This is a genomic window from Haloechinothrix alba (genome assembly GCF_900188115.1).
Lineage (GTDB): Bacteria > Actinomycetota > Actinomycetes > Mycobacteriales > Pseudonocardiaceae > Haloechinothrix > Haloechinothrix alba.
Genome location: NZ_FZNW01000005.1, coordinates 149,976 through 175,974, shown reverse-complemented (window position 1 = coordinate 175,974; position 25,999 = coordinate 149,976). Strand labels below are relative to the sequence as shown.

23 protein-coding genes and 1 pseudogene are annotated in these 25,999 nt (G+C 69.2%); 12 read left to right on the top strand and 12 right to left on the bottom strand.

The features are described from left to right. Positions 1-227: 227 nt before the first annotated feature. From CHB84_RS23435 to CHB84_RS06020, 3 genes and pseudogenes are all read left to right on the top strand, one after another. A pseudogene (locus CHB84_RS23435) lies at positions 228-563 on the top strand (VOC family protein); the annotation flags it as partial. A gap of 95 nt (positions 564-658) precedes the next feature. Continuing rightward, complete coding sequence (locus CHB84_RS23430) at positions 659-1,243, top strand: VOC family protein (RefSeq protein WP_245818591.1); 585 nt, start codon at positions 659-661, stop codon at positions 1,241-1,243. A gap of 321 nt (positions 1,244-1,564) precedes the next feature. Next, positions 1,565-2,704, top strand: coding sequence for a glutathione-independent formaldehyde dehydrogenase (locus tag CHB84_RS06020; RefSeq protein ID WP_089300493.1), 1,140 nt, complete (start codon positions 1,565-1,567; stop codon positions 2,702-2,704). Here the strand turns inward: CHB84_RS06020 and CHB84_RS06015 are convergent. Further along, positions 2,689-3,285: a TetR/AcrR family transcriptional regulator gene (locus CHB84_RS06015; protein ID WP_089300492.1), complete on the bottom strand. Its 597-nt coding sequence runs from the start codon at positions 3,283-3,285 to the stop codon at positions 2,689-2,691. The genes CHB84_RS06020 and CHB84_RS06015 overlap by 16 nt on opposite strands. A 12-nt stretch (positions 3,286-3,297) precedes the next feature. Next, positions 3,298-5,583, bottom strand: coding sequence for an efflux RND transporter permease subunit (locus tag CHB84_RS06010; protein WP_245818590.1), 2,286 nt, complete (start codon positions 5,581-5,583; stop codon positions 3,298-3,300). Positions 5,584-5,787: 204 nt separating this feature from the next. Between CHB84_RS06010 and CHB84_RS06005 the strand changes: the two genes are divergently transcribed. Further along, entirely contained in the window at positions 5,788-6,762 is a 975-nt protein-coding gene (locus CHB84_RS06005; RefSeq protein WP_089300490.1) for a pirin family protein, read from the top strand. Between the two features lie 65 nt (positions 6,763-6,827). On the opposite strand, the gene CHB84_RS06000 is transcribed toward CHB84_RS06005, so the two are convergent. After that, positions 6,828-7,295, bottom strand: coding sequence for a DUF6069 family protein (locus CHB84_RS06000; protein WP_141134587.1), 468 nt, complete (start codon positions 7,293-7,295; stop codon positions 6,828-6,830). Positions 7,296-7,566: 271 nt separating this feature from the next. Here CHB84_RS06000 and CHB84_RS05995 point away from each other — a divergent pair, with 271 nt between their 5' ends. Both CHB84_RS05995 and CHB84_RS05990 read left to right on the top strand, forming a co-directional pair. Further along, a complete protein-coding gene (locus CHB84_RS05995) occupies positions 7,567-8,601 on the top strand; it encodes a hypothetical protein (protein WP_089300488.1) in 1,035 nt (344 codons plus the stop codon). Positions 8,602-9,180: 579 nt separating this feature from the next. Beyond that, positions 9,181-9,597: a DoxX family protein gene (locus CHB84_RS05990; RefSeq protein ID WP_089300487.1), complete on the top strand. Its 417-nt coding sequence runs from the start codon at positions 9,181-9,183 to the stop codon at positions 9,595-9,597. Positions 9,598-9,647: 50 nt separating this feature from the next. Here CHB84_RS05990 and CHB84_RS05985 read toward each other — a convergent pair whose 3' ends face one another. After that, the gene (locus CHB84_RS05985; RefSeq protein WP_245818583.1) at positions 9,648-10,499 is read right to left on the bottom strand and encodes a cytochrome c biogenesis CcdA family protein; all 852 of its coding nucleotides are present in this window, start codon (positions 10,497-10,499) and stop codon (positions 9,648-9,650) included. 11 nt (positions 10,500-10,510) lie between these two features. Continuing rightward, entirely contained in the window at positions 10,511-11,071 is a 561-nt protein-coding gene (locus tag CHB84_RS05980; protein WP_176439799.1) for a redoxin domain-containing protein, read from the bottom strand. Positions 11,072-11,326: 255 nt separating this feature from the next. Here CHB84_RS05980 and CHB84_RS05975 point away from each other — a divergent pair, with 255 nt between their 5' ends. Beyond that, the gene (locus CHB84_RS05975) at positions 11,327-13,141 is read left to right on the top strand and encodes a glycoside hydrolase family 15 protein (RefSeq protein WP_176439798.1); all 1,815 of its coding nucleotides are present in this window, start codon (positions 11,327-11,329) and stop codon (positions 13,139-13,141) included. A 15-nt stretch (positions 13,142-13,156) separates the two neighbouring features. Here the strand turns inward: CHB84_RS05975 and CHB84_RS05970 are convergent, their stop codons facing one another. Next, entirely contained in the window at positions 13,157-14,389 is a 1,233-nt protein-coding gene (locus tag CHB84_RS05970; RefSeq protein ID WP_089300484.1) for a patatin-like phospholipase family protein, read from the bottom strand. A 793-nt stretch (positions 14,390-15,182) separates the two neighbouring features. On the opposite strand from CHB84_RS05970, the gene CHB84_RS05965 reads away from it, so the two are divergent. Then, the gene (locus CHB84_RS05965; RefSeq protein WP_245818582.1) at positions 15,183-15,779 is read left to right on the top strand and encodes a GNAT family N-acetyltransferase; all 597 of its coding nucleotides are present in this window, start codon (positions 15,183-15,185) and stop codon (positions 15,777-15,779) included. Positions 15,780-15,829: 50 nt separating this feature from the next. On the opposite strand, the gene CHB84_RS05960 is transcribed toward CHB84_RS05965, so the two are convergent. Then, positions 15,830-16,180 carry a glutaredoxin family protein gene (locus CHB84_RS05960; RefSeq protein WP_089300483.1) on the bottom strand — a complete coding sequence of 117 codons (351 nt, stop codon included), beginning with the start codon at positions 16,178-16,180 and terminating at the stop codon, positions 15,830-15,832. Positions 16,181-16,406: 226 nt separating this feature from the next. Here CHB84_RS05960 and CHB84_RS05955 point away from each other — a divergent pair, with 226 nt between their 5' ends. Both CHB84_RS05955 and CHB84_RS05950 read left to right on the top strand, forming a co-directional pair. After that, positions 16,407-17,228 (top strand): alpha/beta fold hydrolase, encoded by an 822-nt coding sequence (locus tag CHB84_RS05955; protein ID WP_089300482.1) that lies wholly within the window; start codon positions 16,407-16,409, stop codon positions 17,226-17,228. A gap of 259 nt (positions 17,229-17,487) precedes the next feature. After that, positions 17,488-18,849 (top strand): LVIVD repeat-containing protein, encoded by a 1,362-nt coding sequence (locus CHB84_RS05950; protein ID WP_089300481.1) that lies wholly within the window; start codon positions 17,488-17,490, stop codon positions 18,847-18,849. 32 nt (positions 18,850-18,881) lie between these two features. Here CHB84_RS05950 and nrtS read toward each other — a convergent pair whose 3' ends face one another. Next, the gene (gene nrtS / locus CHB84_RS05945; protein ID WP_089300480.1) at positions 18,882-20,054 is read right to left on the bottom strand and encodes a nitrate/nitrite transporter NrtS; all 1,173 of its coding nucleotides are present in this window, start codon (positions 20,052-20,054) and stop codon (positions 18,882-18,884) included. Between the two features lie 434 nt (positions 20,055-20,488). On the opposite strand from nrtS, the gene CHB84_RS05940 reads away from it, so the two are divergent. Beyond that, a complete protein-coding gene (locus CHB84_RS05940; protein WP_089300479.1) occupies positions 20,489-20,953 on the top strand; it encodes a hypothetical protein in 465 nt (154 codons plus the stop codon). Between the two features lie 167 nt (positions 20,954-21,120). Here CHB84_RS05940 and CHB84_RS22765 read toward each other — a convergent pair whose 3' ends face one another. Continuing rightward, complete coding sequence (locus CHB84_RS22765) at positions 21,121-21,261, bottom strand: hypothetical protein (protein WP_176439797.1); 141 nt, start codon at positions 21,259-21,261, stop codon at positions 21,121-21,123. 205 nt (positions 21,262-21,466) lie between these two features. Here CHB84_RS22765 and CHB84_RS05930 point away from each other — a divergent pair, with 205 nt between their 5' ends. Then, a complete protein-coding gene (locus CHB84_RS05930) occupies positions 21,467-22,873 on the top strand; it encodes a dihydrolipoyl dehydrogenase family protein (protein ID WP_089300477.1) in 1,407 nt (468 codons plus the stop codon). 40 nt (positions 22,874-22,913) lie between these two features. Here the strand turns inward: CHB84_RS05930 and CHB84_RS05925 are convergent, their stop codons facing one another. The 3 genes from CHB84_RS05925 to CHB84_RS05915 all read right to left on the bottom strand — a co-directional run bounded on the left by CHB84_RS05925 (position 22,914) and on the right by CHB84_RS05915 (position 25,997). Further along, positions 22,914-23,429, bottom strand: coding sequence for a gamma carbonic anhydrase family protein (locus CHB84_RS05925; RefSeq protein ID WP_089300597.1), 516 nt, complete (start codon positions 23,427-23,429; stop codon positions 22,914-22,916). A 110-nt stretch (positions 23,430-23,539) separates the two neighbouring features. Next, positions 23,540-25,084, bottom strand: coding sequence for an FAD-dependent oxidoreductase (locus CHB84_RS05920; protein WP_089300476.1), 1,545 nt, complete (start codon positions 25,082-25,084; stop codon positions 23,540-23,542). 4 nt (positions 25,085-25,088) lie between these two features. Beyond that, positions 25,089-25,997, bottom strand: coding sequence for an AurF N-oxygenase family protein (locus CHB84_RS05915; RefSeq protein WP_089300475.1), 909 nt, complete (start codon positions 25,995-25,997; stop codon positions 25,089-25,091). Positions 25,998-25,999 lie beyond the last annotated feature (2 nt).

Sequence of the window (25,999 nt, the reverse complement as noted above, 5' to 3'; positions counted from 1 at the left end):
TACTCCCTGCCCGGAGCAGGCGACGGGGAGCCATCGGGTACCGGCCATAGGCAGACAGCCCGCTCAAATTGTTGACATATCATCTATATCTGTCACGATGACGTTGATCGTTCAGTCGAATGGCCTGGTCTCCCATTGCGGGTGTGGCCGGTTCCGTGCGGGAATACGACACTGAGGGAGAGACGTCGTACTCCGATGCCTGCCGGAAGGATTGAGGTGGTGCGATCATGGCGATCGCGACCAGCGGGCTGCACCACGTGACAGCGATCGGTGGCGACCCGCAGCGCAACGTGGACTTCTACCTGCGGACCCTCGGGCTGCGCATGGTCAAGACGACGGTCAACTTCGATGACCCCGGCACGTATCACCTGTACTACGGGGACGAGGCGGGACGACCGGGCAGCCTGCTCACCTTCTTCCCCTGGAAGGGTGTGCCCGGTGGCCGTCACGGGGCAGGCCAGGCCACCACGACGTCGTTCTCCGTGCCGGAGGACTCGATCGGCTGGTGGAAGCAGCACCTGGAGGCGGCCGGTGTGGAAACCAGCAGGGTGCGCACCGCGGACAACGAGGAGGCCAACGAGGAGGCACTGACCTTCCGGGACCCTGACGGGCTGGCCATCTCCCTGGTGGCACACCCGCAGGGAGACCCGCGTGAGCCGTGGGACACCCCGGCCGTGCCCGCCGAGCGCGCGATCCGCGGGCTGCATTCGGTCACCCTCTCGGTGCGCGACGAGGAGTCCACCGCGGCGATGTTCACCGACGGTCTGGGGCTGCGGTTCTCGCACCAGGAGGGCAACAGGTTCCGCTTCGAAGCAGGAGAGGGCGGCCCGGGAACCATCGTCGACGTTCTCGTCACACCGGACGCGCCGCAGGGCCTGGTCGCAGGGGGACAGTGCATCACGTCGCGTGGCGCGTCCCGGACGACGCGACGCAGCGCGCCTGGCGCGCGGAGCTTGTCGGGAAGGGTGTTCAGGTGACCTCGATCCTGGACAGGCAGTACTTCCACTCGATCTACTTCCGCGAGCCGGGAGGCACCCTCCTGGAGCTGGCGACCGAGGACATCGGGTTCACGGCCGACGAGCCGCTGCTCGAACTCGGCCGTTCCCTCAAGCTGCCGCCGTGGCTGGAGCCGAACCGCGCGCAGATCGAGGCAGCACTGCCCGCGCTGAACCTGCCGGACGAGAACAACCCGGAGGTGGCCGGGGCCATCGCCGCACGGGAAGGAGGCGCTGGGCGAGCATGACGGCGCACCAGCTGTCCCCGGGCCGGGGTCGGCGGCGTTCCGGGAGCGATCGGCCGGGGTGCGCGCGCACCGGCACGATGGTGGTGACGAGCTCGCGCTCGAGGGGCTACGCGGGGCCACGGAGTGGTTGGCAGGCCGACGCGCCGACCGTCCCCGCTGTGCGGCGGCGCCGCTCAGCGCTCGTGCCTGTCGCGGGGCGCCTCGCGCACGGCGATGTCACGCAACCGTGTGTCCCACAGCCGGGCCCCGGACGATGCGTACCGGTCCGCTGTGGCGGGTAGCCGGGTCGTGTCCGACCTGTAACCGACGAGGGAGTCGAGTATGCGGGCAGTCGTGTACCAGGGTGCCCATGATGTGCGGGTGGAGCAGGTGCCGGATCCGGAGCTCGAACAGCCGACCGATGCGCTGGTCCGGATCACCTCCACGGCGATCTGCGGATCCGATCTGCACATGTACGAGGGGCGTACGGTCGCCGAACCGGGGATCGTGTTCGGTCACGAGAACATGGGCATCGTCGAGGACACCGGATCCGGCGTGACGAGTGTGCGGCGCGGTGACCGGGTGAGCCTGCCGTTCAACGTGGCCTGCGGATTCTGCCGCAACTGTTTCGCGGGGGACACCGCATTCTGCCTTACCGTCAACCCGCCCGGCGCGGGTGGCGCGTACGGCTACGTAGGCATGGGGCCGTACCGCGGCGGGCAGGCTGAGTACCTTCGGGTGCCGTTCGCGGACTTCAACTGCCTGACACTGCCGCAGGGAGACGAGCACGAGGACGACTTCGCCATGCTCGCCGACATTTTCCCGACCGGCTACCACGCTACGGAGCTGGCCGATGTCTCTCCCGGTGAGACCGTTGCGGTCTACGGCGCGGGGCCGGTCGGCCTGATGGCCGTGTACTCCGCGATCCTGCGCGGTGCCTCCGAGGTCTACGCCGTGGACAAGGTCGGCGACCGGCTGCGGTTGGCCGAGCAGGTCGGTGCCGTCCCTGTCGACTTCTCCACACAGGACGCTCCTGGCGAGATCGTCGAGCGGACCAAGGGTGGTGTCGACAAGGGCGTCGACGCGGTTGGCTACCAGGCGACGGTCTCCAGTGGACAGGAGCAACCCGCGATCGTGCTCAACGATTTGATCGCTACGGTGCGCCCCACGGGTGCGATCGGCGTTGTGGGCCTGTACCTGCCCGAGGACCCGGGTGCGCCGAGCGAGGAAGCCGCGCACGGCAGGCTGCTGATCGAGATGGGCCGCTTCTTCGAGAAGGGCCTACGGATGGGAAGTGGCCAGGCCGACGCCAAGGCCTACAACCGGCAGCTACGTGACCTGATCGTCGCGGGGCGTGCGCGGCCGAGCTTCGTGGTCTCGAAGCGGATGCCGCTCGCCGAGGCCCCGGAGGCCTATGCCCGCTTCGACCGGCGCGAGGAAGGCTACTCGAAGGTCGTGCTCGAGCCTCAGCCGTCGAAGTAGCGCTGCACGACCGGTCCGGCCAGGGCCACCAGCTCGTCGAGCGGCGTCGAGGCGAGCGGCTCGACCTGGAGGACGTAACGCAACAGTGCGAGCCCGAGCAGGTGCGAGACGGCGGCCTCGGCGTGCAGCTCGGCATCCGGCCCCTGCACTGATGGAGTGACGCGGGGCACCATCACGCGGGTGCCGAACTGGCGAAGCAGTGCCGCTGCGGACTCGTGTGCCATCGCGGAGCGCAGCAACGCGAGCATCGGCTCCCTGCGGCTCGGCTCGTCCCATATGCCGAAGAACGTGCGCACCAACTGCTCACCCCGGCGCTCCTGAGGGACGGAGGCCATCGCGGCGGCGACGTCGTCCGGATCGAACGGCAGCTCCACCGCCGCGACGAACAACTGCTCCTTGTTGCCGAAGTAGTGGTGCAGCAGGGCCGCGTTGACACCGGCCCTGGTGGCGATGCCGCGCATCGAGCCGCTCTCGTAGCCGCGTTCGGCGAACTCGGTGCGAGCGGCCTCGAGGATCTGGCTGCGGGTGTCGGGACTGCCCGGGCGCCTGCCCGAGCGTCCCCGCTGGTGTGGTGCGGTCACGGTGCAGCCATCCTAGCCGCGGCGGCTGCCGTCATGGCTGCGCGCCCACAGCACCAGCATGCCCGGAGCGACCAGCGTGGCGGCGAGCAGCGCGAACGCGATCGCCGCGCCACCGAGCACGCCGAGGGACTGGATAGGCGGCAGGTTCGACAACGACAGGACGACAAGCGCCCCGAGGGTGGTCACGGCCGAGCCCACCAGCGCGCCGCCGGTGTTGCGCAGTGTCCTCGCGATCGCGTCCCCTGCGGGCGCGGAACCTCGGTCCTCGGTGAACCGGTTCACGACGTGCACCCCGTACGGGACACCGATGCCGATCGCGATCGCGGTGAGCGTGGCCGTCAGCGCGTTGAAGCTGATGCCGAGCAGCCACATCGTGCCGAGGATCCACGAGGCGCCTGCCACCGCGGGGGTCATCGCGATGACACCGAGTACCGGCCTGCGGTACGCCGCCGTGTAGTACGCGACCAGCAGTCCCAGCACCACGGACAGGGTCAGCACGATGGCCCGGGCCTGGAACCGGCCGAGGTCGTCGTTCATGCCGTTGATGATGATGGGCTCGCTGGTGACGGCGACGCTCGCCCCGGCGTCGGCCACCGGGGTGAACGCGTTCTCGATCTCCGCGCGCAGCCGTTCGGCTCCGGAGTCGCCCGCGGTCGTGCGGATGTGCACGAGTCCGGCGCGGTCGTCCGCGGAGAGGAACTGTCCGACCTGTTGCTCGCCGACGGTTCCGCGAAGCCGGTCGTAGACCGCAGCGAGGTCTCCTCCACCGGTGACGTCCGCACCGGTACGTGCCGCGAGCGAGACGATCGATGTCGCCTGCGGCGCACCGCCAACGGTGCGCACGTCCGGCACGTCGGCGAGGGCGCCGTGCGCCTGCCGGATGGCCGCCGTGAGATCCGGGTCGGTGAAGTCGCCGTCGACGACCGCGTAGGTCGACTCGGTGACACCGGAGCCGAAGAGCTCCTTCTGGTGGGTCAGCGTCGCTTCGATATCCGAGCCGGTGGGGACGAAGTCGTCCCTGTCGAACTCCGTATCCAGATCCGTGGCGGCCAGCACGGATCCGAGTGTCAGCAGGGTGGCCACCGCGAGGCCCAGCGCCGGTGCCCGCCGCGCCAGCGCGACGGGTGCACCGACGAGGCGCCCCAACCCGATCTCCCGCACCCTGCCCGGCTGCCGGGCTCCGTCACGGTCTCGCAGCACGCGCGCGGCAGGGACGAGCAGTGTCATGATCGCGAACGCGCAGAGCACGCCGACCGCGACGAAGACGCCGAAATCGGCGATCATGGGTACCGGAGCGGTCGCCGTGGTCGCGAAGCCGGCCGCGGTGGCCACTGTGGCCAGAATGAGCGCGATGCCGACGGTGTGGAGGGCGCGACCGGCCGCATCGGCGGGGTTCGCACCCGCCGCGAGCTGCTCCCGGTAACGGGCCGTGAGGTGTACCGAGTAGTCGATTCCCAGGCCGACCAGCAGTACGGGCACGACGATGGCCAGCTGGGTCAGTGGTCCGGTCCAGCCAAGATGTGCGGGGCCGAGCAACGCGGCGATCCCGAACGTCCACACCACAGTGCACAGTAGCCCGGCGAACCCGACGAGCACATCGAACACCGACCGGTACATCAGCGCCAGCACGGCCAGCACCACGAGCAGCGCGATCGCGAACAGCATCGGTGCCTCGGACTGCACAGCGTCGAGCATCCCGGAGTCGAACAGCCCGAGGCTGAAGACGGTGACGCGCATGTCGCCGAGCGCGGCAGGGTCGCCGTCCTCGAATGCCGCCTGTACCCGCTCGCCTGCCTCGATGCGTTCGGGTTTGGACAGCCCCGGGTCGAGTCCGAGCACGAGCACCATGGCGCGGGCACTGCCGTCCTCGAGATCGACGTCGTCGGAGACCAGGGCCGCCATGCGCGGGTTCGAGGTGATCAGCTCGGCTGCGGAGGCGCCGAGCCTGTCCTCGCCGGCCGCGGCCGGATCCACCCCCTGCTCCCGCAACGCGGTCCCGAGGGAGGTCACGTGCGTTCCGCCGTGGTCACCGTCGCGGGCGTCGGGGCCGAGGGCGTCGACGGCGATGTCCTCGGCGTGCGCCGCGGCGTCGAACCCAGCTGTGGTGAGGACGTTCGCGCCGGGGCCCGCATCCAGGATCACCTGCACGGTGGCCGAGGGGTCGACGAAGTCCTCCTGGACGCGGTCCAGGGCCTGTGCGGCCTCCGCGTCGTCGCGCCCCAGCTGGGTGATGTCGACTTCGAACTCGTTGGTGGATGCCAGCACCGCGAAGCCGAGCGTGGCCACGACGAGCGACATGAGCACCCGACGGGGATAACGAGTGCCTGCCGCATCGAGCCGGCTGAGAAGTGTCCGCATCGGCGCTCGCTCCCGTCGACTGGTCGGTTGACCGGGTAGCGATGTTAGCCCCCGACAGGAAATAAGTCAACATGCGTTTAATTCTTCCGTCAGGCGCGCGGGCGCCGCCGGGGGCCGATACGATCGGAGCGTGATGGTGAGCCGATGAGCAATACCGAGACCGACCCTGTGGAGCTGGCGTGCCGTACGCGGGTGGCCTCGCCTGCCAGGGTGGAGGTGCTCGGCGCGCGGTCGGTCCCGCTGGGCGGACAGCGTGCGATGCGCGTGCGCCGTACGTTGCCGCAGCGTGCTCGCTCGATGGTCGGCCCGTGGTGCTTCGCCGACCAGTTCGGACCCGATGAGATCGCCGAGACGGGCGGGGTCGACGTGCCACCGCACCCGCACACCGGGCTGCAAACCGTCACCTGGCTGTTCGCGGGCGAGATCGAGCATCGGGACAGCTCGGGTGTGCGCGCGCTGGTGCGACCCGGCGAGTTGAACCTGATGACCGGTGGCCGAGGTATCTGTCACTCGGAGGTGGCTACGCGGGGCGGCCCCGTCCTGCACGGGGTGCAGCTGTGGGTGGCCCTGCCCGACGAGCACCGCGATGCTCCGCGGGACTTCCAGCATCACGTCCCCGAACCGGTCGAGCTCGACGGGGCCACGGTGCGGGTGTTTCTCGGCGAGCTGGCCGGGGTGTCCTCACCGGCGCGTGCCTTCTCCCCGCTGCTGGGTGCGGAGCTGCTGCTGGCCCCGTCGGCCGAGCTGACGCTGGATGTCGACGCCGCTTTCGAACACGGGGTCCTCGCCTGTACGGGCGCTGTCACCGTCGAGGGCACGGAGCTCGACGCCGGGGACCTCGCCTGTCTCGGCACCGGCACGCGTTCGGTCACGGTCACCAACCGGACCACGGAGCCGGCCAGGGCCATCCTGCTCGGTGGGGAGCCGTTCGGTACGGAGATCGTCATGTGGTGGAACTTCGTCGGCCGCAGTCACGAGGAGATCGTCCGTTTCGCCGAGGAGTGGGAGCAGGAGTCCGAGCGGTTCGGCCGTGTGGAGGGGTATTCGGGCAGCACTCCCCGGCTGCCGGTGCCTCCGCTGCCCGGGACCCGGCTCAAACCGCGTGGCAATCCAGGCTGAATGACGCTTTCAGTCCATGAGCGGGACTGAAAGCGTCATTCAACCACCCGTATGGACTGAAAGCGTCATTCAGCACGCCGGTTGTGCCGGTGTGTCCCGCGAACCACCTCGAGGATGAGTACCACGGCGACGGCGACGACGACGTGCATGACGGTGAGCGAGATGGCGGTGCCGGTACCGGCTTCCGCCGCGAATATGCCCGCGATCGTCGCCAGCGCGAGTGCCGCACCGATGACCTGGGCGAGCCGGAGTACCCACGTCCACCAGTTGGCCAGGAGCACTGCCAGGGCAGTACCGACGGCCAGCGGGACCGTGGAGAAGAACAGGATCATCCCCGCCGTAACCTCGTCCGAGCCGGACTCGGCGGCAACGAGGAACGTGGCTCCCGCCAGATGCCCGATGAGGTACAGCGCCAGGTTGACCAGTCCGGACAGTACGACGCCGGCGGTGATCGCCTGCCACCAGTTGATCCGGTGGGTGAGGCGAGTGGGTATGGATGCTGTGCTCTGCTGTGCTGCGTATGTCTGTGTCATGACGCTCAGCATCCAACTTAAAGTATGGTAGAAGTCAACACGCTGTGTGCCCCGTCTCAGCCACGCCGGGCCCGTGGCGACCAGGCGTGGCCGGCGGGCGGTGACGGGGACCGTGCCGTCCGGACGGCACGCCGTACGGCCGGGGGCATTGGAAGGATGTGAGGCGCGCATCCCGTTCGTCCGCGTGCCCGCTCCGGGCATACGCTGGCACCAGCCGTGCGGCCGCGGGAGGCGATGCCGCGGGCCGTTACCCCGACAGGAAAGAGGCGCCATGACGGTCGACCCCACCGAGCTGGCCAACCGGCTGCTCGACGCGCAGGTGGAGTTCATCCTCGGCGAGCTCACCGGCGACCGTCTCGCGGAGGTCGTTGCCAGAGATGTGGACGACCTGCTCGGTGTCGCGGCGACGACCACGCTCGGCCACCTTGTCGACCGGGAACGCGTGAAGGCCACTGCGAACACGATCCTGGACAAGCCGGCAGGCAGCGCCGTCATCGACCCCATGGTCACCGGCATCGCCGACGCGGTCTACCGGCATGCCGCCAACGACGAGCACCAGCTCGGCGAGGTCGTCGAGCGGGAACACGTGGAAGCGCTGGTGACCAAGGTTCTCGGGATGCGTTCCCTGCACGAGGAGATCCTGCGACGGCTCGGTGACAGTCCGGTGGTGGCCACGGTGGCGTCCTGGTTCGTCACCAAGCTGGTGGCCGATGTGATGCAGCAGAACCGCGACCTCGCCGAGCGGGTGCCTGGCGTGGCTTCACTGCTGTCGGCCGGTGAGCGTGCGACCAGCAAGGTGCGCGGTGCGACGTCGCGTCACCTCGATCAGTTGCTCGGCGATATGGCGGGCAAGGGGACCCAGCTCGCGCTGCGCCGGGTGAGTGGCGCGATCCGGCACACCGTCGACGAGGCGCCGTTGCACGAAGCGGCGATGGAGGTGTGGGACCTGCACGCCGAGGACACGGTCAGCGGGTTGCGCGACTATCTCAGCCGCGAGGACCTCCTGGAGCTGGCCGGGATCGGCAGCGAGATCTGGGCGATCCTGCGCGACACCGAGTACTTCCGCACCATGATCGCGGCCGGAGTCGACGTCTTCTTCGACACCTACGGTGGTTACACCGTTACGGAGCTTCTCGACGAGCTCGGCCTGAGCAGGGACGATCTGGTCACCGAGGTGCAGCGTTACGCCCCGGCCGTTGTCGGGGCGCTGAACGCGGACGGGCAGCTGGCCGGTCTGGTCCGGCGCAGGCTGGAGCCGTTCTTTCACTCCGAGGCCGTGCTCGGGATGCTGGCGGGCGCGCGGTGAGCCGGCAACACCAGCTCACTGTTCATCGCCGAGCTGTCCGCATGCTCTCCGACGGGGTCGTCGGCGCGCGGCCCATCGACACGGCGATATATCCGCGTGCCGGCATCCGATGGGGCCGCTGCGCTCCACCGACCAGGTCGGTCTCGATGCGCGGCCGGCGGTGGCCGGGTACCTCGGTGGCACGCTCGGCGGCCGGTTCTCCCCGCCCGGCTGCCGCGGGTCAGGGTCGACCGTGGTGAGCTGGGGCGCAAGGCCGGACAGGGTTTCTACCCCTGGTCCTGACAAGGGTCGGGCCGGTGGCTGCCCGCACGGCCCCCGGCGCTCGTCGGTCCGCCCGGCCCCTCGTCCCGGCGGCGCGGAGCACATCGGATAGTCGCTGGTGCGCAGGGGTGGCTGCGCACCGGCTTCGGGCACGGCACGGGACAGCGTGCTGCCCGGATGCGGCCGCACCGCGAGTACGGGACGAGCGTCGTGTGACCGGTCGAGCGAATCGTCCTTTTCATCGGACCGTTCGAGGTCCATCATGGGTGTATCGGCGTCGTCGCAGGTGGACGATCCGTAATGACGAGGAGGTTCCTGATGGAAGTCGTTGTCCTCATCGGTCGCATACTGTTCGCGATTCTGTTCGTCGGTTCCGGGGTCAATCACCTCATGCAGGTCAACGGTATGGCCGGTTACGCGCAGTCCCGAGGAGTGCCGCTGCCGAAGGTGGCTGTGGTGGTCTCCGGCATTGTGATCATCATCGGTGGCCTGTCGGTGCTGCTCGGTATCTGGGCCGACCTGGGTGCCCTGCTGCTGCTCATCCATGTGGTGCTCTCGGCAGCGCTCATGCACACGTTCTGGAAGGAGACGGACGAGCAGGCACGTCAGGGCGAGATGACCCACTTCATGAAGAACGTCGGATTGGCGGGTGCGGCGCTGATGCTGTTCGCATTCTTCGCCTACGTCGACGATCTCGGCCTGACCGTAACGGGTCCGCTGTTCTCCCTCAGCTAGGGATATGCTGAATGACGCTTTCAGTCCGTCTCATGGACTGAAAGCGTCATTCAGCGCACGAGGCGGGAGCGGCGTCGGGCGGCGAGGGCCGCGAGTAGGACGACGGCGGCGAGTACGGCGAGCAGGGGCAGCGCGCCGATCGAGTCCACAATCGATGCCAGGACCTGCTGAACGGCGGTTACCGAGCCGACGACCGGGTCGCCGGCCTCGCCACCGAAGTGGAACAGCCGGATCTCGTAGATGCCGTAGTACACGACGTAGCCGCCCGCGAGTACGAGCAAGGCGCCCGCGGTGCGGTGAACGACACCCAGCGCTCCCCGGATCCGCGAGACGATCTGCGTACCCGCGACCGCGACAGCGACGGCGAGGACCCCGACCACCAGTGCCATCCCCGTCCCGTAGGCGAGGAACGCGAGTATACCTGCGGAGACCGAGCCTGCACGGAACGTCTGCCCGGTCACCGCGAGGAACGGCCCGACGGTGCAGGACAGTGAGGCGACGGCGTACGCGATGCCGTATCCGAGCATCGAGCGAAGCTGCCCGGTGGGTTTTCCCACGGTGGGTCCGGGCAGTAGGAGGGTCAGTTCCCGCCCGGCGAGCAGCCAGGCACCGATGGCGACCAGCGCCACGCCCACGCCCACGGTGACCGCCGGGAGGTACCGCTGCACCTGCCCAGCGAGCGGGGAGATGACCAGGCCGAAGGTGCCGAAGACGAGCAGGAAACCGAACGCCATGGCCGAGGTCGCCACCAGCGCCCGGTAGACGGCCCGAGTCCTGCTGGGCCGCTCGCCGTCACCCAGCACGACCAGCGCGAGGTAGGCGGGCAACATCGCGAAACCACACGGGTTGAACGCCGCGACCAGCCCGGCGGCCAGCGCGAAGGCGAGGATGCCGCTGTCCATGATCGCGATACTCAGGACTCGGCCAGGTCGCTGAGCCGTTGATCCAGCTCGTCCTCGCCGACCGTGCCCCGCACGACGTCGACCTCACCGGACGGGTCGACGAACGCGTACGCGGGCTGCCTCGTCACGCCGAACGTCCTCCACACCTCGCGGTCCGCGTCGTTGATGTGCTCGAACGTGCCGAGCTCGTAGTCGGTCACGAAGTCCCGCATGGCCGAGACGTCGTCGTCGGCTGCGACGCCGACGAAGTCGACCTGCTCACCGTGCGTGGCGTGCGCCTCGGCCAGGGCAGGAGCCTCCGACTGGCAGATCGTGCACCACGGTGTCCAGAACCAGAACATCGCCGCCCCGCCTGCGAAGTCCTCGCCGCGGATGTCCTCGCCGTTCACCGTCTGCGCGGAGAACCGCAACGGTCCGGCCGGCTCGCCGTCCTGCTGCGCGTCCTGCTGTTGAGTGCCGTCCCCTGTGCCGGTAGCGGCGTCGGTGCGATCGTCCTCGGTCGAGGTGCCGCAGGAAGCGAGGACGAGCAGCCCCGCAGTGAGGAGTCCCGCCGCGCCGGCGCGGTGTCGCACCTGTACCTCCAGTGATCGCGTATACGTGCACGGTCCGGTTCCGGGCCTGCGCCGCTCGCCGGTCCGGCAGCCGGTGATATCCCCATTCAACCGTATAACCGCGAGATGAACACAGTTGTGTCAGCCTGCTGACACAACGTGATCCCTGATCCCCGCCCGCAGGAGTCCCTCGGGGCGTCTCGGTGCGGCGTGCGAGACTCGGATCATGCCCTGCGAACCGGACCGGCACGTAACGGCGTCCACGAGGCGGTGTCCGTGAGCTCGTCCCACCCGATCGAGGACTACGCGCTCATCGGCGACACCGAGACGGCAGCGCTGGTGTGCCGATCGGGCAGCATCGACTGGCTGTGCCTGCCGCAGTTCGACGCGCGGGCCTGTTTCGCCGCCCTGCTCGGTGACGTGACCAACGGCCGGTGGCTGCTGGCCCCCGCAGGGGAGGTCACCGCCGTGCGGCGCCGGTACCGGCCGGGAACGCTGGTACTCGAGACCGAGTTCGACACAGCCGAGGGAACCGTGCGGGTGGTCGACGCGATGCCGCCCCGCCCGGCCGACGGGCGGGCGCGCCACGATGTGGTGCGCCTTGTGGAAGGCGTGGCCGGGCGCGTTGCCATGACCATGGAGCTGGTCATCCGCTTCGACTACGGTTCGCTCGTGCCCTGGGTGACCCGCCGTGACGGGCGGCTCCGGGCGGTGGCAGGCCCGGACGCGATCACCCTGGCCTCGCCGGTCGAGGTGCACGGGCGCGACCTGAGGACGGTGGGCGACTTCACGGTGGACCCCGGCGAGCAGGTGCCCTTCGAGCTGGTGTGGCATCCCTCCCATGAGCCTGCGCCTCCGCAGGGGGATGTGCCGGGGGCCGTGGACGCCACCACGCAGTGGTGGCAGCAGTGGTCCGGGCACAGTATCTACCAGGGCGACTATGCCGAGGCCGTGCAGCGCTCGCTGATCACCCTGAAGGCGCTGACATACCGCCCCACCGGCGCGATCGTGGCCGCCCCGACCACATCGTTGCCCGAGCAGCTCGGCGGGGAACGCAACTGGGACTACCGCTACGCGTGGCTGCGCGACGCCACCTTCGCCCTGCAGGCGCTGATGCAGGGCGGTTACCGGGAGGAGTCCGTGGCGTGGCGGGACTGGCTGCTCCGTGCGGTGGCCGGCGACCCCAAGCGACTGCAGATCATGTACGGCATCGCCGGGGAGCACCGGCTGCCGGAGCTGACCCTGGACTGGCTGGCCGGGTACGCGAACTCCAGGCCGGTGCGTATCGGCAACGCCGCGTCCACCCAGCGCCAGCACGACGTGTACGGCGAGGTCATGGACGCCCTGCACTACGCGCGTGAGGTCGGTATCGACCCGGAACCGGAGGCATGGTCCCTGCAGCGCGCGCTGTTGAGCGATCTCGAGTCCCGGTGGAACGAGCCGGACGAGGGTATCTGGGAGATCCGCGGTACACCCCAGCACTTCACCCACTCCAAGGTCATGGCGTGGGTGGCGTTCGATCGCGCGGTCACGGCTGTCGAGCGGCACGGGCTCGACGGGCCCGTGGAACACTGGCGCGAGCTCCGGTCCGCCATCCACGCCGAGGTCTGCGCCAAGGGGTACAACGCCGAACGCAACACCTTCACCCAGTTCTTCGGGGGCACGGATGTCGACGCGAGCCTGCTGCTGATCCCCATCGTGGGTTTCCTGCCCGCCGACGACCCCCGGGTGGCAGGAACCGTGGACGCGGTCATCGCCGATCTCTCGGTCGATGAGACCTGTGTGTTGCGCTACGCGACACACTCCGGTGTGGACGGCCTGCCCGATGGCGAGGGCGCTTTCCTGCTGTGCTCGTTCTGGCTGGTCGACGCGCTGGTGCTGCTGGGAAGGTACGAGGAGGCGAGGGCACGCTTCGAGCGCCTGCTCGCGGTGCGCAACGACGTCGGGCTGCTGGCGGAGGAGTACGCGCCGGGCTCCGGCCAGCTGGGCAATTTCCCGCAGGCGTTCAGCCACATCGGACTGATCGGCTCAGCCTGCAACCTCGCGCGTGAGTGGGGACCGGCCAGCGAGCGCGCAGGCAAGCACGCCTGAGGGATTCGCATCCCCTCAACCCGGTTCGCTGATGAAGGCGTCGAGCGGTTCGAGGTGCCACGGGTCCTCCGCGAGGCTGTCGTGCGGCAGCCACCTGCGGGCGTCGCGCGCACCCATCGCGATGAGCTCGGTGAGGAACTCGGAGTCGAAGAACAGGTAGCTGAGCAGCTCACCACGCCCGGCGCCTCCCGGCCCCAGCAGCCGGTTGAGCAGCAGGAAATCGGGGTTGCGCAGGCCCTTGAGTCCGCCGTACCTGGACCGGAAGATCTCCACGGCGAGCTCGCCGATCGCGTTACGCGGGGGTCCGATGAAGATGTAGGGGACCTGCCGGTAGGCGGGCTTGCCCCGTGTCCGCCGGTACTTGTGCGCGCCGGGAGCCTCTCCGGTGAAGAAGGTGTTGACGTTGCCGAGCATGCGCATGTCCTCGATCAGCGGGTCGACGAGGTCGCCTTGCAGCAGGTTGACGGCTCCGTCGCCCAGGCTCGGCGGGCCGCTGTCGTGGCGGCCGGGATCGTCGACGGGCGTGGCTACCGAGGAGGTCCCCAGCACGACAACCCGGTCGGCGCCGAGGTCGAGGGCGGGTTTCAGCGGGGTGTTGAGCCTGGTACTGCCGTCGATGTACCAGCCGCGTGCCTGGTCCGGGTGGTCGATGTGTACCGACGGGAACAGCATCGGGATCGCGGCGGACGCGCGGATGTGTTCGAGGCCGACCTGGCAGCGCACGTAGTCCAGCACGTGCGAGCGGTGTTCCGGTAACGGCGCGTTCGCGTCGCAGAAGACCACGCTGCGACCGGTCCAGACGGCGGTTCCGATCACCGCGAGTATGGTGTCGTCGCTGTTGTCGAGGTTGGACCGCAAGACGTCCCAGTCGAGCCATTCGCGCAGGTTCGCCGCGAGCGGGCTCGGGTCGAGCAGGCTGGTCATCCGGAGGACGGGCAGGGACAGGAGCTCACCGACGGATCGCGCGGCCAGCCGGGGGATCTGCTGGAAGATCAGTGGCCGGATGACGTGACCGATGTCGAGCCGGCGCCAGTGCTCCAGCAGGCCCGCGACAGCGGCCTCTGCGCCCAGGTGTGCGGTCGCGGCCAGGTACGTAGCGTTGATCGCGCCGACGCTGCTGCCGACAAGGAGGCGAGGTCGCTGCCCGCGGCGTTCGAGCTCGGGAAGCAGCACCGACAGCGCTCCGGCCTCGTACGCGCCACGCGCGCCACCACCCGCCAGAACCAGACCCACACGTTCGTCGTTCATGACGCGTCCAGGGTCCTGCCGGCCCAGCCCGGGAAGAGTAGTAGTCGATCCCGGTGCGTTCCCGCTGCGCGGGACCGGGCCGGCGCCGTCACGAGCGTGTTCACCACAGTGGCCTCCTAACCGGCATCCTCGTTCACTGCTGAGGGAACACGTGCGTGACCGGGTTGTCCGGCGCGATTGTCAGGATGGCGACAGTAACGTCACCGCATCTGAGGTTCCCGGCGGCGCCGACCCTTGCACGTTAACGCTTGCCGGTCGATCGTGGCCACAGCATGTGTGCCGAAGTCCCCGGCTTGTTCCCCGGCACGGGTGAAGGAGGGATCGACCCTGCCGGGGGATGGAGCCGTCCGCGCCGGTGCCGGGGCATCGGATACTGCCGTGGGTGACGCCGGCGCTCGTCGCGGCGACCGTGTTCGTCACCGGCTGGTCCGTCGGGCAGATGGCGTTCGAGGTAGGCAGCGGAGAGCTGAACGAGGTCCGGTGCCGTAACGGGCAACGTTCGCGTGTTGCCGACTGCCGCGACCACCCGGCGCCGGAAAACGATTCGACGGTTCTTCGGAGTCCTGACACAGTAGTGCACCATGGCCGACCCCGAGCTTGTGACCGCCGCGGACGTGCAGCTCATGCAGGGTCTGGCGCAACGTGTCACCGCCATCCGTCCGGACCTGGTCAATAGCGACGCGTCGTTCGGCGAGCTGGCCTGGATCTGGGGCAAGGGGCACGCCAAGTACGACGCGAGCTGGCCGCGCGGGCTGTGGTTTTCCGGCGGGGAGCTGGTGGCGTGGAGCTGGGCGTGCCTTCCGCGCCGAGTGCCGCCGATGACTTCGCCCTGCAGCGGTGGGCGGCGCACGGCTACGAGACCGACTCGGCCTCGCTCGGCGACGCCGGGTACTGGACCCAGCTCAACGAACGGGACCTCACCGACGTGGAGCAGCCGGTTCTGCCTGCCGGATTCCGGTTCCGCACCGCTGACGAGGTCGGACCGAAGGCCGCGGTCCAGGCCCATCTGGACGCCTGGACTCCCTCGACGTATAAGACCGAGGGCTACCCGGGCGTACGGCAGACGACGGCGTATCGCGGCGACTTGCACATCCTGGTGGAGGCGCCCGATGGAACGATGGGATCCTCGACGATCATGTGGCTGGACGAAGCGAACAAGGCCGCTGAGTTCGAGCCGGTCGGGACGCATCCGGACTTCCGGCGTCTGGGCCTGGGAAGGGCGATGCTCCTGCACGGGATGCTTCTGGCGCGGGCTGCCGGGGCCACTCGTATGACGGTCGCCTGCCTGAGTGCGCCGGGGCATCCAGCGGCGCGCGGGCTGTTCTACAGCGTCGGGTTCCGGAAGTTCACGTGGGAAGCGCCGCTCATCAGAACCGAGGCCGCGGACTGAGGACCGGTCGTTCCACCGGTCGCTTGTCGGGCCACGGTAGCCCGGGACCGCTACCTCCACGGCGGCCACCAGCGTGAACGGCGCTCTTGTCGCGGTTGCTCGGGGAAGATGTCGGGCGCATACGCCCGTACGGCCTCGAGTACCTCCCTGCTTCCGGGGTTCACCATCGCGTGACCACCGACGAACACGGTGGGGACCGTCTCGTTGCCGCCCGCGACGGCGCGGACGGTTGCCGCAGCGTCGCGGTCGTCCCAGATGTCGATCTCACGCAGCGGTACTCGTTTGCGAGTGAGCTGCTTGCGCAGCAACGCGCTGAACGGGCACCCCGGGCGCGTGTAAAACTCCACGGCCGCCCTCTCCGGCTGCTCCGCCGCAGTGCCGTCCGGGTCATCTGTACTCATGCGTGCGCCCCCAACCAGGTCGCCAATCCGTAGCTGGCTCAGCAGGTGTGCTCTGACGTCATCCGTACCGGCTCCACCTTTCCTGCTCGTCCTGCCGAGCTACTGCGTTCCAGTTCAGCATGACCGTCGAGTACGCCTCGGGAACAGTGTCAGCGGCGGAACAGTATCGGTGATCACCCGGTGCTCGAGCGGCGTGTCCCGGGCAGCACACGGGTAGTCTCGGGCGATGGACAGAGCGTTCCCGGACACGGTCACGGATTGGGCGGACAGCGGGCGGCTGGTCGACACCGCGCCCGGACGGGTCTTCGTGCGCCGGTCCGACGGTTCGGCGCCGTACCTCGTGTTCCTGCATGGGTACCCCACCAGCGGGTACGACTTCCGGCACGTGATCGATCGCGTGCCGGAACGGGCCACGCTCGCGCTGGACTTCCTCGGTTTCGGCCTGTCGGACAAGCCACGCCCGCACCGGTACAGCATCTTCGAGCACGACATGGGGACCTCCGTGGCGACCGAGCTGATGGCGCGCGATTTCGCGGGCACCCTCTCGTTCCGGTTGCGGCGGGTGGTCCTGTCCAACGGTGGCGTCATCATCGAGCGGGCCGGCCTCCGGCCGATCCAGCGGGTCCTGCTGAGCCCGTTGGGTCCGCTGGCGGCCCTGCTGTCCAATCGGCTCGTGTTCGCTCAGCAGCTCGGGCGGCTGTTCTCCGCGGACCACCCCCTCGACAGGCGGGAAGCCGCGGCGCAGTGGGCGCTGGTCAGCAATGCGGGCGGCCACCGTATCGCACACCTGTTGTGCCGTTACGTGCGCGAACGATCGTCCTACGCGCGGCGCTGGCACGGCGCGATCGGCTCGTGGGAGGGGACGCTCGGCTTCGTGTGGGGGCTGCGGGACCCCGTCGCGACCGGGCACGTCCTCAACGGGTTGCGCGAACTGCGCCCGTCGGCGCCCGTGATCGAGCTGGCCGAGCTCGGCCACTACCCCCAGCTGGAAGACCCGGAGGCGTTCACCGAGGCGATGCTGCGCCTGCTGGACGACCGTTCGTCGTGATCGCCCAGAGCATCGCGGTACTCCACCTCGCCGGGCCGGATCGCCGTGCGCGGGAACGTGTCGTGACCGGGCACGCGCAGCCCGGGTTCCGTCATCGCACACCCTCTTCGAGGAGCACGGGGTTGTAGCGAGGCCTGCCTGGACTGAGCTGTATCAGATGCGGAAGTGTTTATCAGGCAATGTGTTATGTGTCACACTTCTGGGTGTATTTCGGGCGGCGTTGTCCGAGCCGCCCGAGGCTGGAGAACGGAGGCCACTGATGACGCCCCGAACCCGGTATCGCTACCCGGCCCTGCTCAGTGCCCCGCTCCTGCTGGCGGCAGGCCTCAGCGGGCTGACGGCATCGGCCCAGGAGGCCGACACGATCACGCACACCGACAACATCCAGTTGGACGACCGGTCCCCGTTCGCCTACGGCACCGACCTCGCCTTCAACGGTGACCTGGTCGCGGCCGGGGCGGGTGCGTGGGAGGAGGACGCACGCTCGGACAGCGGGGTGCGCATTTTCGAACGGAACAACGATGGCAGCCTCGACGAGCTGTCCTTCCTGAACTGCTCGGCATGGCATGCCGACGTCGACTGGGTGCAAGGGCGCTACATCGTGCAATCCAGCGACAACGAGGCGGACAACTCGACGTGCGAACCGGGGCAGAACTCCGCGGGGATCCGCGTCATCGATGCCGAGAACCCGCGCCGCCCTTCCTCGGTCGGGTTCGCCGAGACGATTCACGGCTCGCACAACCTCACCGCTGTCGGCGACACCGGGCTGGTCTACAACTCCTCCTACAACCTGGGTGACCCCAGCGACGTCGACGGGCTGTCCATCATCGACGTGGCGGCGGAACCGGAGGATCCCCCTGTCCGCTTCCTCGAGTTCCCGGACGCGGACAGCAGCTCCGAGCATCCGGAGATGACGAACAACAGCGGCACGATGCCCACCTCGCCCGGCTGCCACGACATCGGCCTCGACCTCGACCACGATCGGGCCTTCTGCGCCGGGATCACCGAGACCATGATCTGGGACATCTCCGACCCGCGTAGCCCGACGATCGAGACCATCATCCACAACCCCGACGTCTCGATCCATCACGGCGCGCAGGTCAACCAGGACGGCGACGTGCTGTTGGTGCAGGACGAGTGGCTCGGCGCGGCGGGAGCCAACTCGGGGTGCCTGGCGCCGCACCAGCCGTCCGGAACCATCTGGTTCTACGACATCAGCGACCCGGACAACCCGCAACCGCGGTCCTACTGGTCGGCGCCCGAGCCCGACCCGACCGCCGACTTCTGCACGACACACTTTTTCGGCACCTTCGAGATGCCCATCGACGGCAAGCAGCACGACATGGTGGTCACCTCCTACTACCAGCACGGGGTGTGGGTCGCCGACTTCACCGACCCGGCTTCGGTCGACACACACGCGTTCTACGAGCCGGACGGTGCGAACTTCTGGAGTGCCTACCCCTACAAGGGGCGCCTCTATGCGAACAGTTTCTCCCCGGCGACGTTGACCGGCTCCGATCCGGCGTCGGCCGACAAGGGCGGCATCTGGACGTTCCGGCTGGACGGCTACGGCGAGGACGTCGGCGAGCATCCTGGACGGCCCGCGCACGCGGGACCGTAGGAGGCGACACTGTCCTGCCCGGTCGCCCGGGGTCACGCGGGCAGGTGGGCCACGACCCTGCGTAGCGGCAGGGGGAGACGGTGCCCGGGGCGGGCACGTCCCGCCAGCCTGCGCTTGGCATCGGCGATGTGCCGCTCGTCGTGACCGGGCAGGTAGAGGCCGTCGATCAGTAGCTCCACACTATCCGGTGTGGACAAATCGAGGGTGAACACCCGTCGCTGCTCGGAGTCGACCGTGAACCCGTGCTCGCGCAGGATCGTCCCGAGGCCGTCGCGCGCTTCCGGAGTGGGCCACGGCTGGCTGCGGATGCCGAGCGCGCGCATGAGCCCTGTCCAGCGGAGCCATCCGGTCGGGTGTGGAGCCGGCCGGGACGGGACGAGGGCGACGAGCGTGCCCCCGGGGCGCAGCACGTGGTGGATCTCGGCCAGTACGGGCCCGATCGGTGCGAACAGCGGGAAGCACAGCGCGGCGCAGACCGCGTCGACGGAGCCGGTGCCCAGCGGCAGCGCGTCGGCTCGGGCGCGGAGTACCGGCTCGCGGCCTGCACGGGCGGCAGCGGCCAGCTCCCCGGCGGAGCTGTCCACCCCCAGCCAGCGAGCGTGCGGGAGCACGTCACGGGTGGGTGCCGAACCGCACGCCAGATCCAGTACCGGCCCGGACGTGCCGTGCAGCGGCTCGGTCAGCCAGTCGTACGGTGAGTGGTCGGCGCGGGCCAGCAGGCGTTCGGTGACCGCGGGGCGTTCGTCGTGGAATGCCGCGACGTAGCGTTGCCACTCCAAGGCGTCCGGTGCACGTTGCGCGGTGACCCTCCTGCCCGCCAGGTAGCCGATGCTGGCGACAAGGTAGGGAACCGCGTAGTTGACCCCCACCTTCAGCCATGTGTCGCCGGTCGCCGTGGCAGAGGCGATCACCGAGCCCTGGTTCACTGCCGACAGGATGGTGCCGACCACGGCGGCGATCGGGAGCGCCTGGCGCGCTGTGCGGCCGCGCAGGACCAGCCGCACGGCCTCGGATGGTGTGGACCACGGGTTGTCCGGAAGGGGTGGCCTCGCGGTGCGTTCGCACCGTTCCGCCCCGGAGTCACGTGCCACTGCCGCGGACGGGCCGCCCGCGCCGCCGGACAGCACCACGTCGGCGTGCCGCTCGCGGCTGCTCCGGTGGGGTGCGGCGGCGGCCGGTATGGAGGGACGTGCGATGGACGGCATGGTCGGTTCCCCTCCGGTTTCCCACGACAAGTCGAGTAGTCGATATGCGTTTTCCTACTGGTTACCGGCTACGGTGATCCGCTGTAACGGGCTCTGTTCGCGAGCTGACAGAGCGACTGCGATTTGTGCGAACGGCGCCGTAACCACCGGCAGCTACCGTTGGGCTTCGCCTCGAGTCGGCGCGGTGGCCGCGGCCGGGACCTGCACAGTCCCGCCGAGCGGTGCGGGCGGTCACCGGTCGGGAACGCCAGGCATTGTCACTGCGCTGACACAACGACACCACGGGCAGATCTCGCACTACAGACTGAGCGTCGTCGGTGGCCGAAGCGGCCGCCGCTTCGTCGTGTGTCGGCTGACACCGACGTAGCTCGAACGGGCGATGTCACGTTTCGCGGGAATTCCGGTACGTGGCACTGAGTTTGGAGGTTTCCTATATGTCGACACAGCTGCAAGCCGGACCGACCGTGGGTGCCAAGGCGGGGTACGGCGCCGTCGCCGGTCTCGTCGGCGGAGCGGTATTCGGCATGCTGATGGCCATGATGGACATGCTTCCCATGGTGGGCATGCTTGTCGGTGTGGAGAATGCCGGAGTCGGCTTCCTCGTGCACCTGGTCAACTCCGCCGTCATCGGGGTGATCTTCGGCCTGCTCGCCGGTGGTTTCGCCGACCGCATCGCGTCGATACTCGGGGCTGGTCTCGTCTACGGGATGATCTGGTGGGTGATCGGCGCCCTGATCGCGATGCCGCTGTGGCTGAGCGTCACGGCCGACCCCGAGATGAGCAACATGGTCTTCGTCGTGGAGTCCGACCAGTGGATGAGCTTGATGGGCCACATGATTTTCGGCCTCGTCGCCGCGCTGGTGCTGTTCGGCTTCAGCCGGCGTAGCGTTCGCAGGTAGCGTGCCATCGCCCGCGGGGCTGTCGAGTGTGGATATATCCCTTATGAGAGGTACATCCCGTGACGTGTCGCGCGCGGTCAGGAATGCCGCGCGTGAGTGCCCTGTTCCTCCGGGTGCCTCTGGTATCGAGACGAACGTAGGGAGGACGCTGTGCCTCGAGTGCAGGTTCACGGGTTGGACAGCGCCCCGGAGTCCAGTCGCGACAGTCTCAAGGAACTCCACCAGAAGTTCGGTGGTGTGCTCAACATCTTCGGCGAGATGGCCAACTCCCCGGCGGTGCTGAGCGCCTTCACCGCGGCGGAAGGCACGATCGCCGACTATACCCGCCGACACCGTCCGCACCATCATGACGAACTACTTCAACCACTTCGTCGGTACCGAGTCCGACTTGCCCGCAGCTCCTGACCTGGAAAGCTGAGGGTAGTAACGCGCATGCCGGGTAGCGGTTCCAGCGCGGTCCGCTACCCGGCATGCAGCGTGGGCCACGGACGACCCCAGGAAAGGAGGCATGCCATGAACGAGGCCGGCGACGCGGAGTACGACGTGATCGTGCTCGGGGGCGGTGCGGTGGGGGAGAACGCCGCCGCACGCCCCGTCGGGCACGGGCTCTCGGCCGCGGTGGTCGAGGAGCACCTGCTCGGCGGTGAGTGCTCCTACTACGCGTGCATGCCGAGCAAGGCCCTGCTACGGCCGGGGGAGGTGCTCGACGCCGTCCGGCGCGTTCCCGGCGCCAGGGAGGCGGTCACCGGCCAGATCGACACCGCGGAGGCGTTGCGACGCCGGGACAAGCTGACGTCCGGCTGGGACGACTCGGGCCAGGAGGACTGGGTGCGCGGCGAGGGCATCGCTCTCTACCGGGGTCACGGGCGGCTGGTCGGTGAGCGCGAGGTCGAGGTCACCGACGAGAGTGGCGGCACAAGCAGGCTCCGTGCCACGCGTGCCGTCGTGCTGGCCACGGGAAGCCGTGCCGCCGTGCCCCCGATCGACGGGTTGCGCGAGACCCGTACCTGGGACAGCAGGGACATCACCACGGCCAAGGAGGTCCCGGAACGGCTGGTGATCCTCGGTGGCGGCGTGGTTGGCGTGGAGATGGCCCAGGCTTGGCGCTCGCTGGGTTCGCGGGAGGTCACGTTGATCGAGATGGCCGACCGGCTGCTGGGGCCCGAGGAGCCGTTCGTCGGCGCCGAGCTGGCCGACGCCCTGCGGGAGAGCGGCGTGGACGTGCGCACGGGCACCCAGGCAACCGGCGTGCGCCGGCCCGCGGACGACGCGCCGGTCACGGTGACGACCAGCGACGGCGCCGAGGTGACGGCGGACGAGCTCGTGGTCGCTGTCGGCCGCGCCCCGATCACCGACGACATCGGGTTGGAGACCGTCGGCCTGGAGCCGGGCAAGTACGTGCACACCGACGACCAGCTGCGCGTGCTGGGGGTCGACGGGGACTGGTTGTACGCGGTCGGGGACTGCAACGGCCGCAACCTGCTGACGCACATGGGCAAGTACCAGGCACGGGTCGCCGGGGATGTCATCGCAGGCAAGCGCGCCGTCGCCCACGCCGATCACAACGCCACCCCGCGGGTGGTGTTCACGACCCCGCTGGTTGGCGCGGTCGGGCTGACCGAGGCCACGGCACGGGAGCGCGGCCACCGGGTCGTGACCGTCACGCACGACACCGGAGCGGTGGCCGGTGCGGTGACCAAGGGCGCCGGCCTGTCGGGCACGAGCAAGCTGGTCATCGACGATGACCGCCGGATGGTGCTCGGCGCGACGTTCACCGGCCCGGCCGCCGACGAGCTGCTGCACTCCGCCACGGTCGCCGTGGCAGGGGAGGTGCCCGTCGACAGGCTGTGGCACGCCGTGCCCTCGTTCCCCACGGTCAGCGAGGTGTGGCTGCGGCTGCTGGAGAAGTACGGGCTGTGAGCGCCTGCTTCTGACTCGTTGCCGGGTGCGTTCCGCCGCGTCAGCCAACCGCGGCGGAATGCGTGTCCTTGTGCCGCAGGTACGTCCGGGCGTTTGCGCTGATGTGGTCCCGCTCGTCCTGGCTCGTCTCGCGCCGCACCTTGCCCGGAACCCCGGCCACCAGGGAGTTGGCGGGTACCTCGGTGTTCTCGAGTACGACAGCACCCGCGGCGATGATGCTTCCGGAGCCGATCCGTGCGCCGTTGAGCACGGTCGCCCCCATGCCGACGAGCACGTCGTCCTCGATGGTGCAGCCGTGCAGCACCGCACCGTGCCCGACCGAGACCCCGGAACCGATGGTGACGGGCCGGTCCGGGTCGGCGTGCACCATGCACCCGTCCTGCAGGTTGCTCTCCCGGCCGAGGACGATGCGGTCGTTGTCGGCGCGTAGCACGCAGCCGTACCAGACACTCGCCTCGGCGGCGACCTCGACGGCACCGATGAGGTAGACCCCTGGGGCGACCCAGCCGCCGTCCGCCACGTGCGGGGTGGTCCCGTCGAGACTGATCCGGTGCATCCGGCCTCCCTCGTACTCGCCTGCGTGCCGCGTGCCAACGTACCTATCGTCGGCGAGTGGCCGCGCGACCGCCACCGCGCATCAGGTCGCCCCGTCGTGGGAGCGCCGGATCAGGAGGGTCCGCCGGCCGCGCGTGCGGCGCGCCGGGCCCGGCGCGAGGCCAGCTTGACGAAGTTCTTGGGCTTGCGGCGGGGCTCGGGCAGGTTTCCCGCGATGGCGTCGTCGAGGAGCGTTCCGACCGTCTCCTTGGCGCATGCCCTGTTCGCGCCGATGCCGCCCGAAGGGCCGCGCTTGATCCAGCCGACCACGTAGGAGTTCTGCCGCCCCTGCACGCGCCCGCCCGAGTGCGGGATGGTCCCGGCCTGCTCGTCGAACGGTAGCCCTGCCACCGGAGCGCCCCGGTAGCCGATCGCGCGGATCACCTGGCCCGCGGCGATCTCGACTTCGCCTGCGCTGCCGGTGGCACGGACCCCACGAACCTGCGTGTCACCGAGGATCTCGGCGGGCGCGGAGTTGAAACGGAACACGATTCGAGGCTTCCCGTGGCGGGGCGGGGCCGACCAGTCGACGGCCTCGCGCGTGACGCCCTGGAGCAGCCGTGCCTTGTCGTCGGCACCCGCGCCGTCGATCGCCTGGGCGACTGCCGGGTCCTGCGCGTCCACCGTGAGTTCGATGCCGTCGTGCTCGGTGAGCGCGAGCAGCTCTGGCGTGGTGTACGCGGCGGCCTCGGGTCCGCGCCGCCCGAGGAGCACGACCTCGCGCACCTTGCTGGACTTCAGCTGTGCCAGTGCGGCCTGCGAGATCGTCGTGCCTTCGAGCGTGCTCGGGTCGGTGGTCAGGATCCGCGCCGCGTCGAGCGCGACGTTGCCGTTGCCGACGATGACCACACGCTCGGACGAGAGGTCGACGGCGTCCCCTGGCACGTCCGGGTGGCCGTTGTACCAGGCCACCACGGTCGTCGCCGCGACGCTGCCGGTGAGGTCCTCGCCGGGGATACCGAGTTCGCGCGCGGACGATGCGCCGACGGCGTAGATCACGGCGTCGTGGTGGGCGGCCACCTCGTCGACCGTGACGTCCTTGCCGATCTCGACGCCCAGCCGCATCCGGAGCCGGGGGTGGTTGTGGAAGCGGGCGAAGTTCTCGCCGATCTTCTTGGTGGACTGGTGGTCTGGCGCGACGCCGTACCGGATGAGGCCGCCCGCGTGCGGTAGCCGGTCGATCAGGGTGACCCGGGCGTTGGTGTGCAGGAGCAGGTCCTCGACCGCGTACATACCCGCGGGCCCGGTGCCGACGACGGCGACGTCGAGCGGCTGGAGGTCGGCCGGGATGACCCGGTCGAACACCGGCTGGTCCCAGGAGTGGAAGTTCGGGCTCGGATCGCCCGCTTCCGCGATCGGGTCCCGGTTCGCGTAGTAGTCGGCATTGATCCCGGCGTAGGGCTTCAGCGACTCGGTCAGGCCCTCGACGGGGAAGATGGCGTCGACCGGGCAGGCGTCCGCGCAGGCGCCGCAGTCGATGCACGCCTCCGGGTCGATGTAGAGCATCTCCGTGAGGCCGAAGTCCGGCTCGTCCGGAGTCGGGTGGATGCAGTTGACCGGGCAGACCGAGATGCAGGTCGCATCGGTGCAGCAGGTCTGAGTGATCGCGAAAGCCATGGGCTCAGATCAGGTTCGCTCGCTTGTAGAACCACATCGCCGACCTGGTGAGCAGCCCGGCCGAGTTGAGGAACTCCATCAGCCCCGCGCAGCTCGAGCGCATCATCGACTTGTGGTGCTCGTTCGCCTTCGCCTCACGAACGGCGCGCTCGGAGTCGAGCCCCGCGTTGGCGTACACCTTCTTGTTCACCATGCTGGTGACGATGAAGTAGGAGGCGATCGCGACGACGAGGGCGTCGACCTGCCTGCGCAGCTTGCCGGATCCCTGCAGCCGTGCCTTGGTCTCCTCCCTGGCGAACTTCATGTGCCGGGACTCTTCGACGACGTGGATGTTGTTGATGGTGCGCACGAACGGTGCGACGCGCTCGTCACGCATCCAGTCCCGCTGCATCACGTCGAGCACTTCCTCGGCGACCAGGATCGCGGCGTAGGCGGACTCGCCGAACGCGACGGACTTGAACAGCCTGCCGAGCTCGACGACGACGCGGTTCGGGCGGTAGGCGGGTGCGCCGAGCTTGGCCGCGCCCCGGGCGAACATGATGGAGTGCCGGCATTCGTCGGCGATCTCGGTCAGTGCCCACTGGAAGGACGGGTCGGTCGGGTCCTTGGCGTAGAAGTCGCGCAGCACCATCTGCTGCAGGATCATCTCGAACCAGATGCCGGTGCTGGCGACCGAGGCGGCTTCCTGGCGGGTCAGCTCGCGCTGCTGCTCCGGCGACATCTCGTCCCAGTAGGACGTCCCGTACAGGGTGCTCCACTCGGGGCTGGCGCCGTGATAGCTCGTGTCGAGCGGCGTGTCCCAGTCGACCTCCTCGGTGGGGTCGTAGGACAGCGTCTCGGACGAGTCCAGCAACCTGCGAGCGACGTCGTCTCGGTCCTGCTGCGGGGCGACCCCGGACTCGACGGCGACCATGA

What these genes read in the sequence shown, in the direction of transcription:
- CHB84_RS05990 (WP_089300487.1), top strand. Translation starts at nt 9,181, where the DNA reads ATGGAAGTCGTTGTCCTCATCGGTCGCATACTGTTCGCGATTCTGTTC.
- CHB84_RS06000 (WP_141134587.1), bottom strand. Translation starts at nt 7,295, where the DNA reads ATGACACAGACATACGCAGCACAGCAGAGCACAGCATCCATACCCACT.
- CHB84_RS05940 (WP_089300479.1), top strand. Translation starts at nt 20,489, where the DNA reads ATGTCGACACAGCTGCAAGCCGGACCGACCGTGGGTGCCAAGGCGGGG.
- CHB84_RS05955 (WP_089300482.1), top strand. Translation starts at nt 16,407, where the DNA reads ATGGACAGAGCGTTCCCGGACACGGTCACGGATTGGGCGGACAGCGGG.
- CHB84_RS05985 (WP_245818583.1), bottom strand. Translation starts at nt 10,499, where the DNA reads ATGGACAGCGGCATCCTCGCCTTCGCGCTGGCCGCCGGGCTGGTCGCG.
- nrtS (WP_089300480.1), bottom strand. Translation starts at nt 20,054, where the DNA reads ATGCCGTCCATCGCACGTCCCTCCATACCGGCCGCCGCCGCACCCCAC.
- CHB84_RS05920 (WP_089300476.1), bottom strand. Translation starts at nt 25,084, where the DNA reads ATGGCTTTCGCGATCACTCAGACCTGCTGCACCGATGCGACCTGCATC.
- CHB84_RS05930 (WP_089300477.1), top strand. Translation starts at nt 21,467, where the DNA reads ATGAACGAGGCCGGCGACGCGGAGTACGACGTGATCGTGCTCGGGGGC.
- CHB84_RS06020 (WP_089300493.1), top strand. Translation starts at nt 1,565, where the DNA reads ATGCGGGCAGTCGTGTACCAGGGTGCCCATGATGTGCGGGTGGAGCAG.
- CHB84_RS06010 (WP_245818590.1), bottom strand. Translation starts at nt 5,583, where the DNA reads ATGTCGCTCGTCGTGGCCACGCTCGGCTTCGCGGTGCTGGCATCCACC.
- CHB84_RS05995 (WP_089300488.1), top strand. Translation starts at nt 7,567, where the DNA reads ATGACGGTCGACCCCACCGAGCTGGCCAACCGGCTGCTCGACGCGCAG.
- CHB84_RS05915 (WP_089300475.1), bottom strand. Translation starts at nt 25,997, where the DNA reads ATGGTCGCCGTCGAGTCCGGGGTCGCCCCGCAGCAGGACCGAGACGAC.
- CHB84_RS05970 (WP_089300484.1), bottom strand. Translation starts at nt 14,389, where the DNA reads ATGAACGACGAACGTGTGGGTCTGGTTCTGGCGGGTGGTGGCGCGCGT.
- CHB84_RS06005 (WP_089300490.1), top strand. Translation starts at nt 5,788, where the DNA reads ATGAGCAATACCGAGACCGACCCTGTGGAGCTGGCGTGCCGTACGCGG.
- CHB84_RS05960 (WP_089300483.1), bottom strand. Translation starts at nt 16,180, where the DNA reads ATGAGTACAGATGACCCGGACGGCACTGCGGCGGAGCAGCCGGAGAGG.
- CHB84_RS05925 (WP_089300597.1), bottom strand. Translation starts at nt 23,429, where the DNA reads ATGCACCGGATCAGTCTCGACGGGACCACCCCGCACGTGGCGGACGGC.
- CHB84_RS05950 (WP_089300481.1), top strand. Translation starts at nt 17,488, where the DNA reads ATGACGCCCCGAACCCGGTATCGCTACCCGGCCCTGCTCAGTGCCCCG.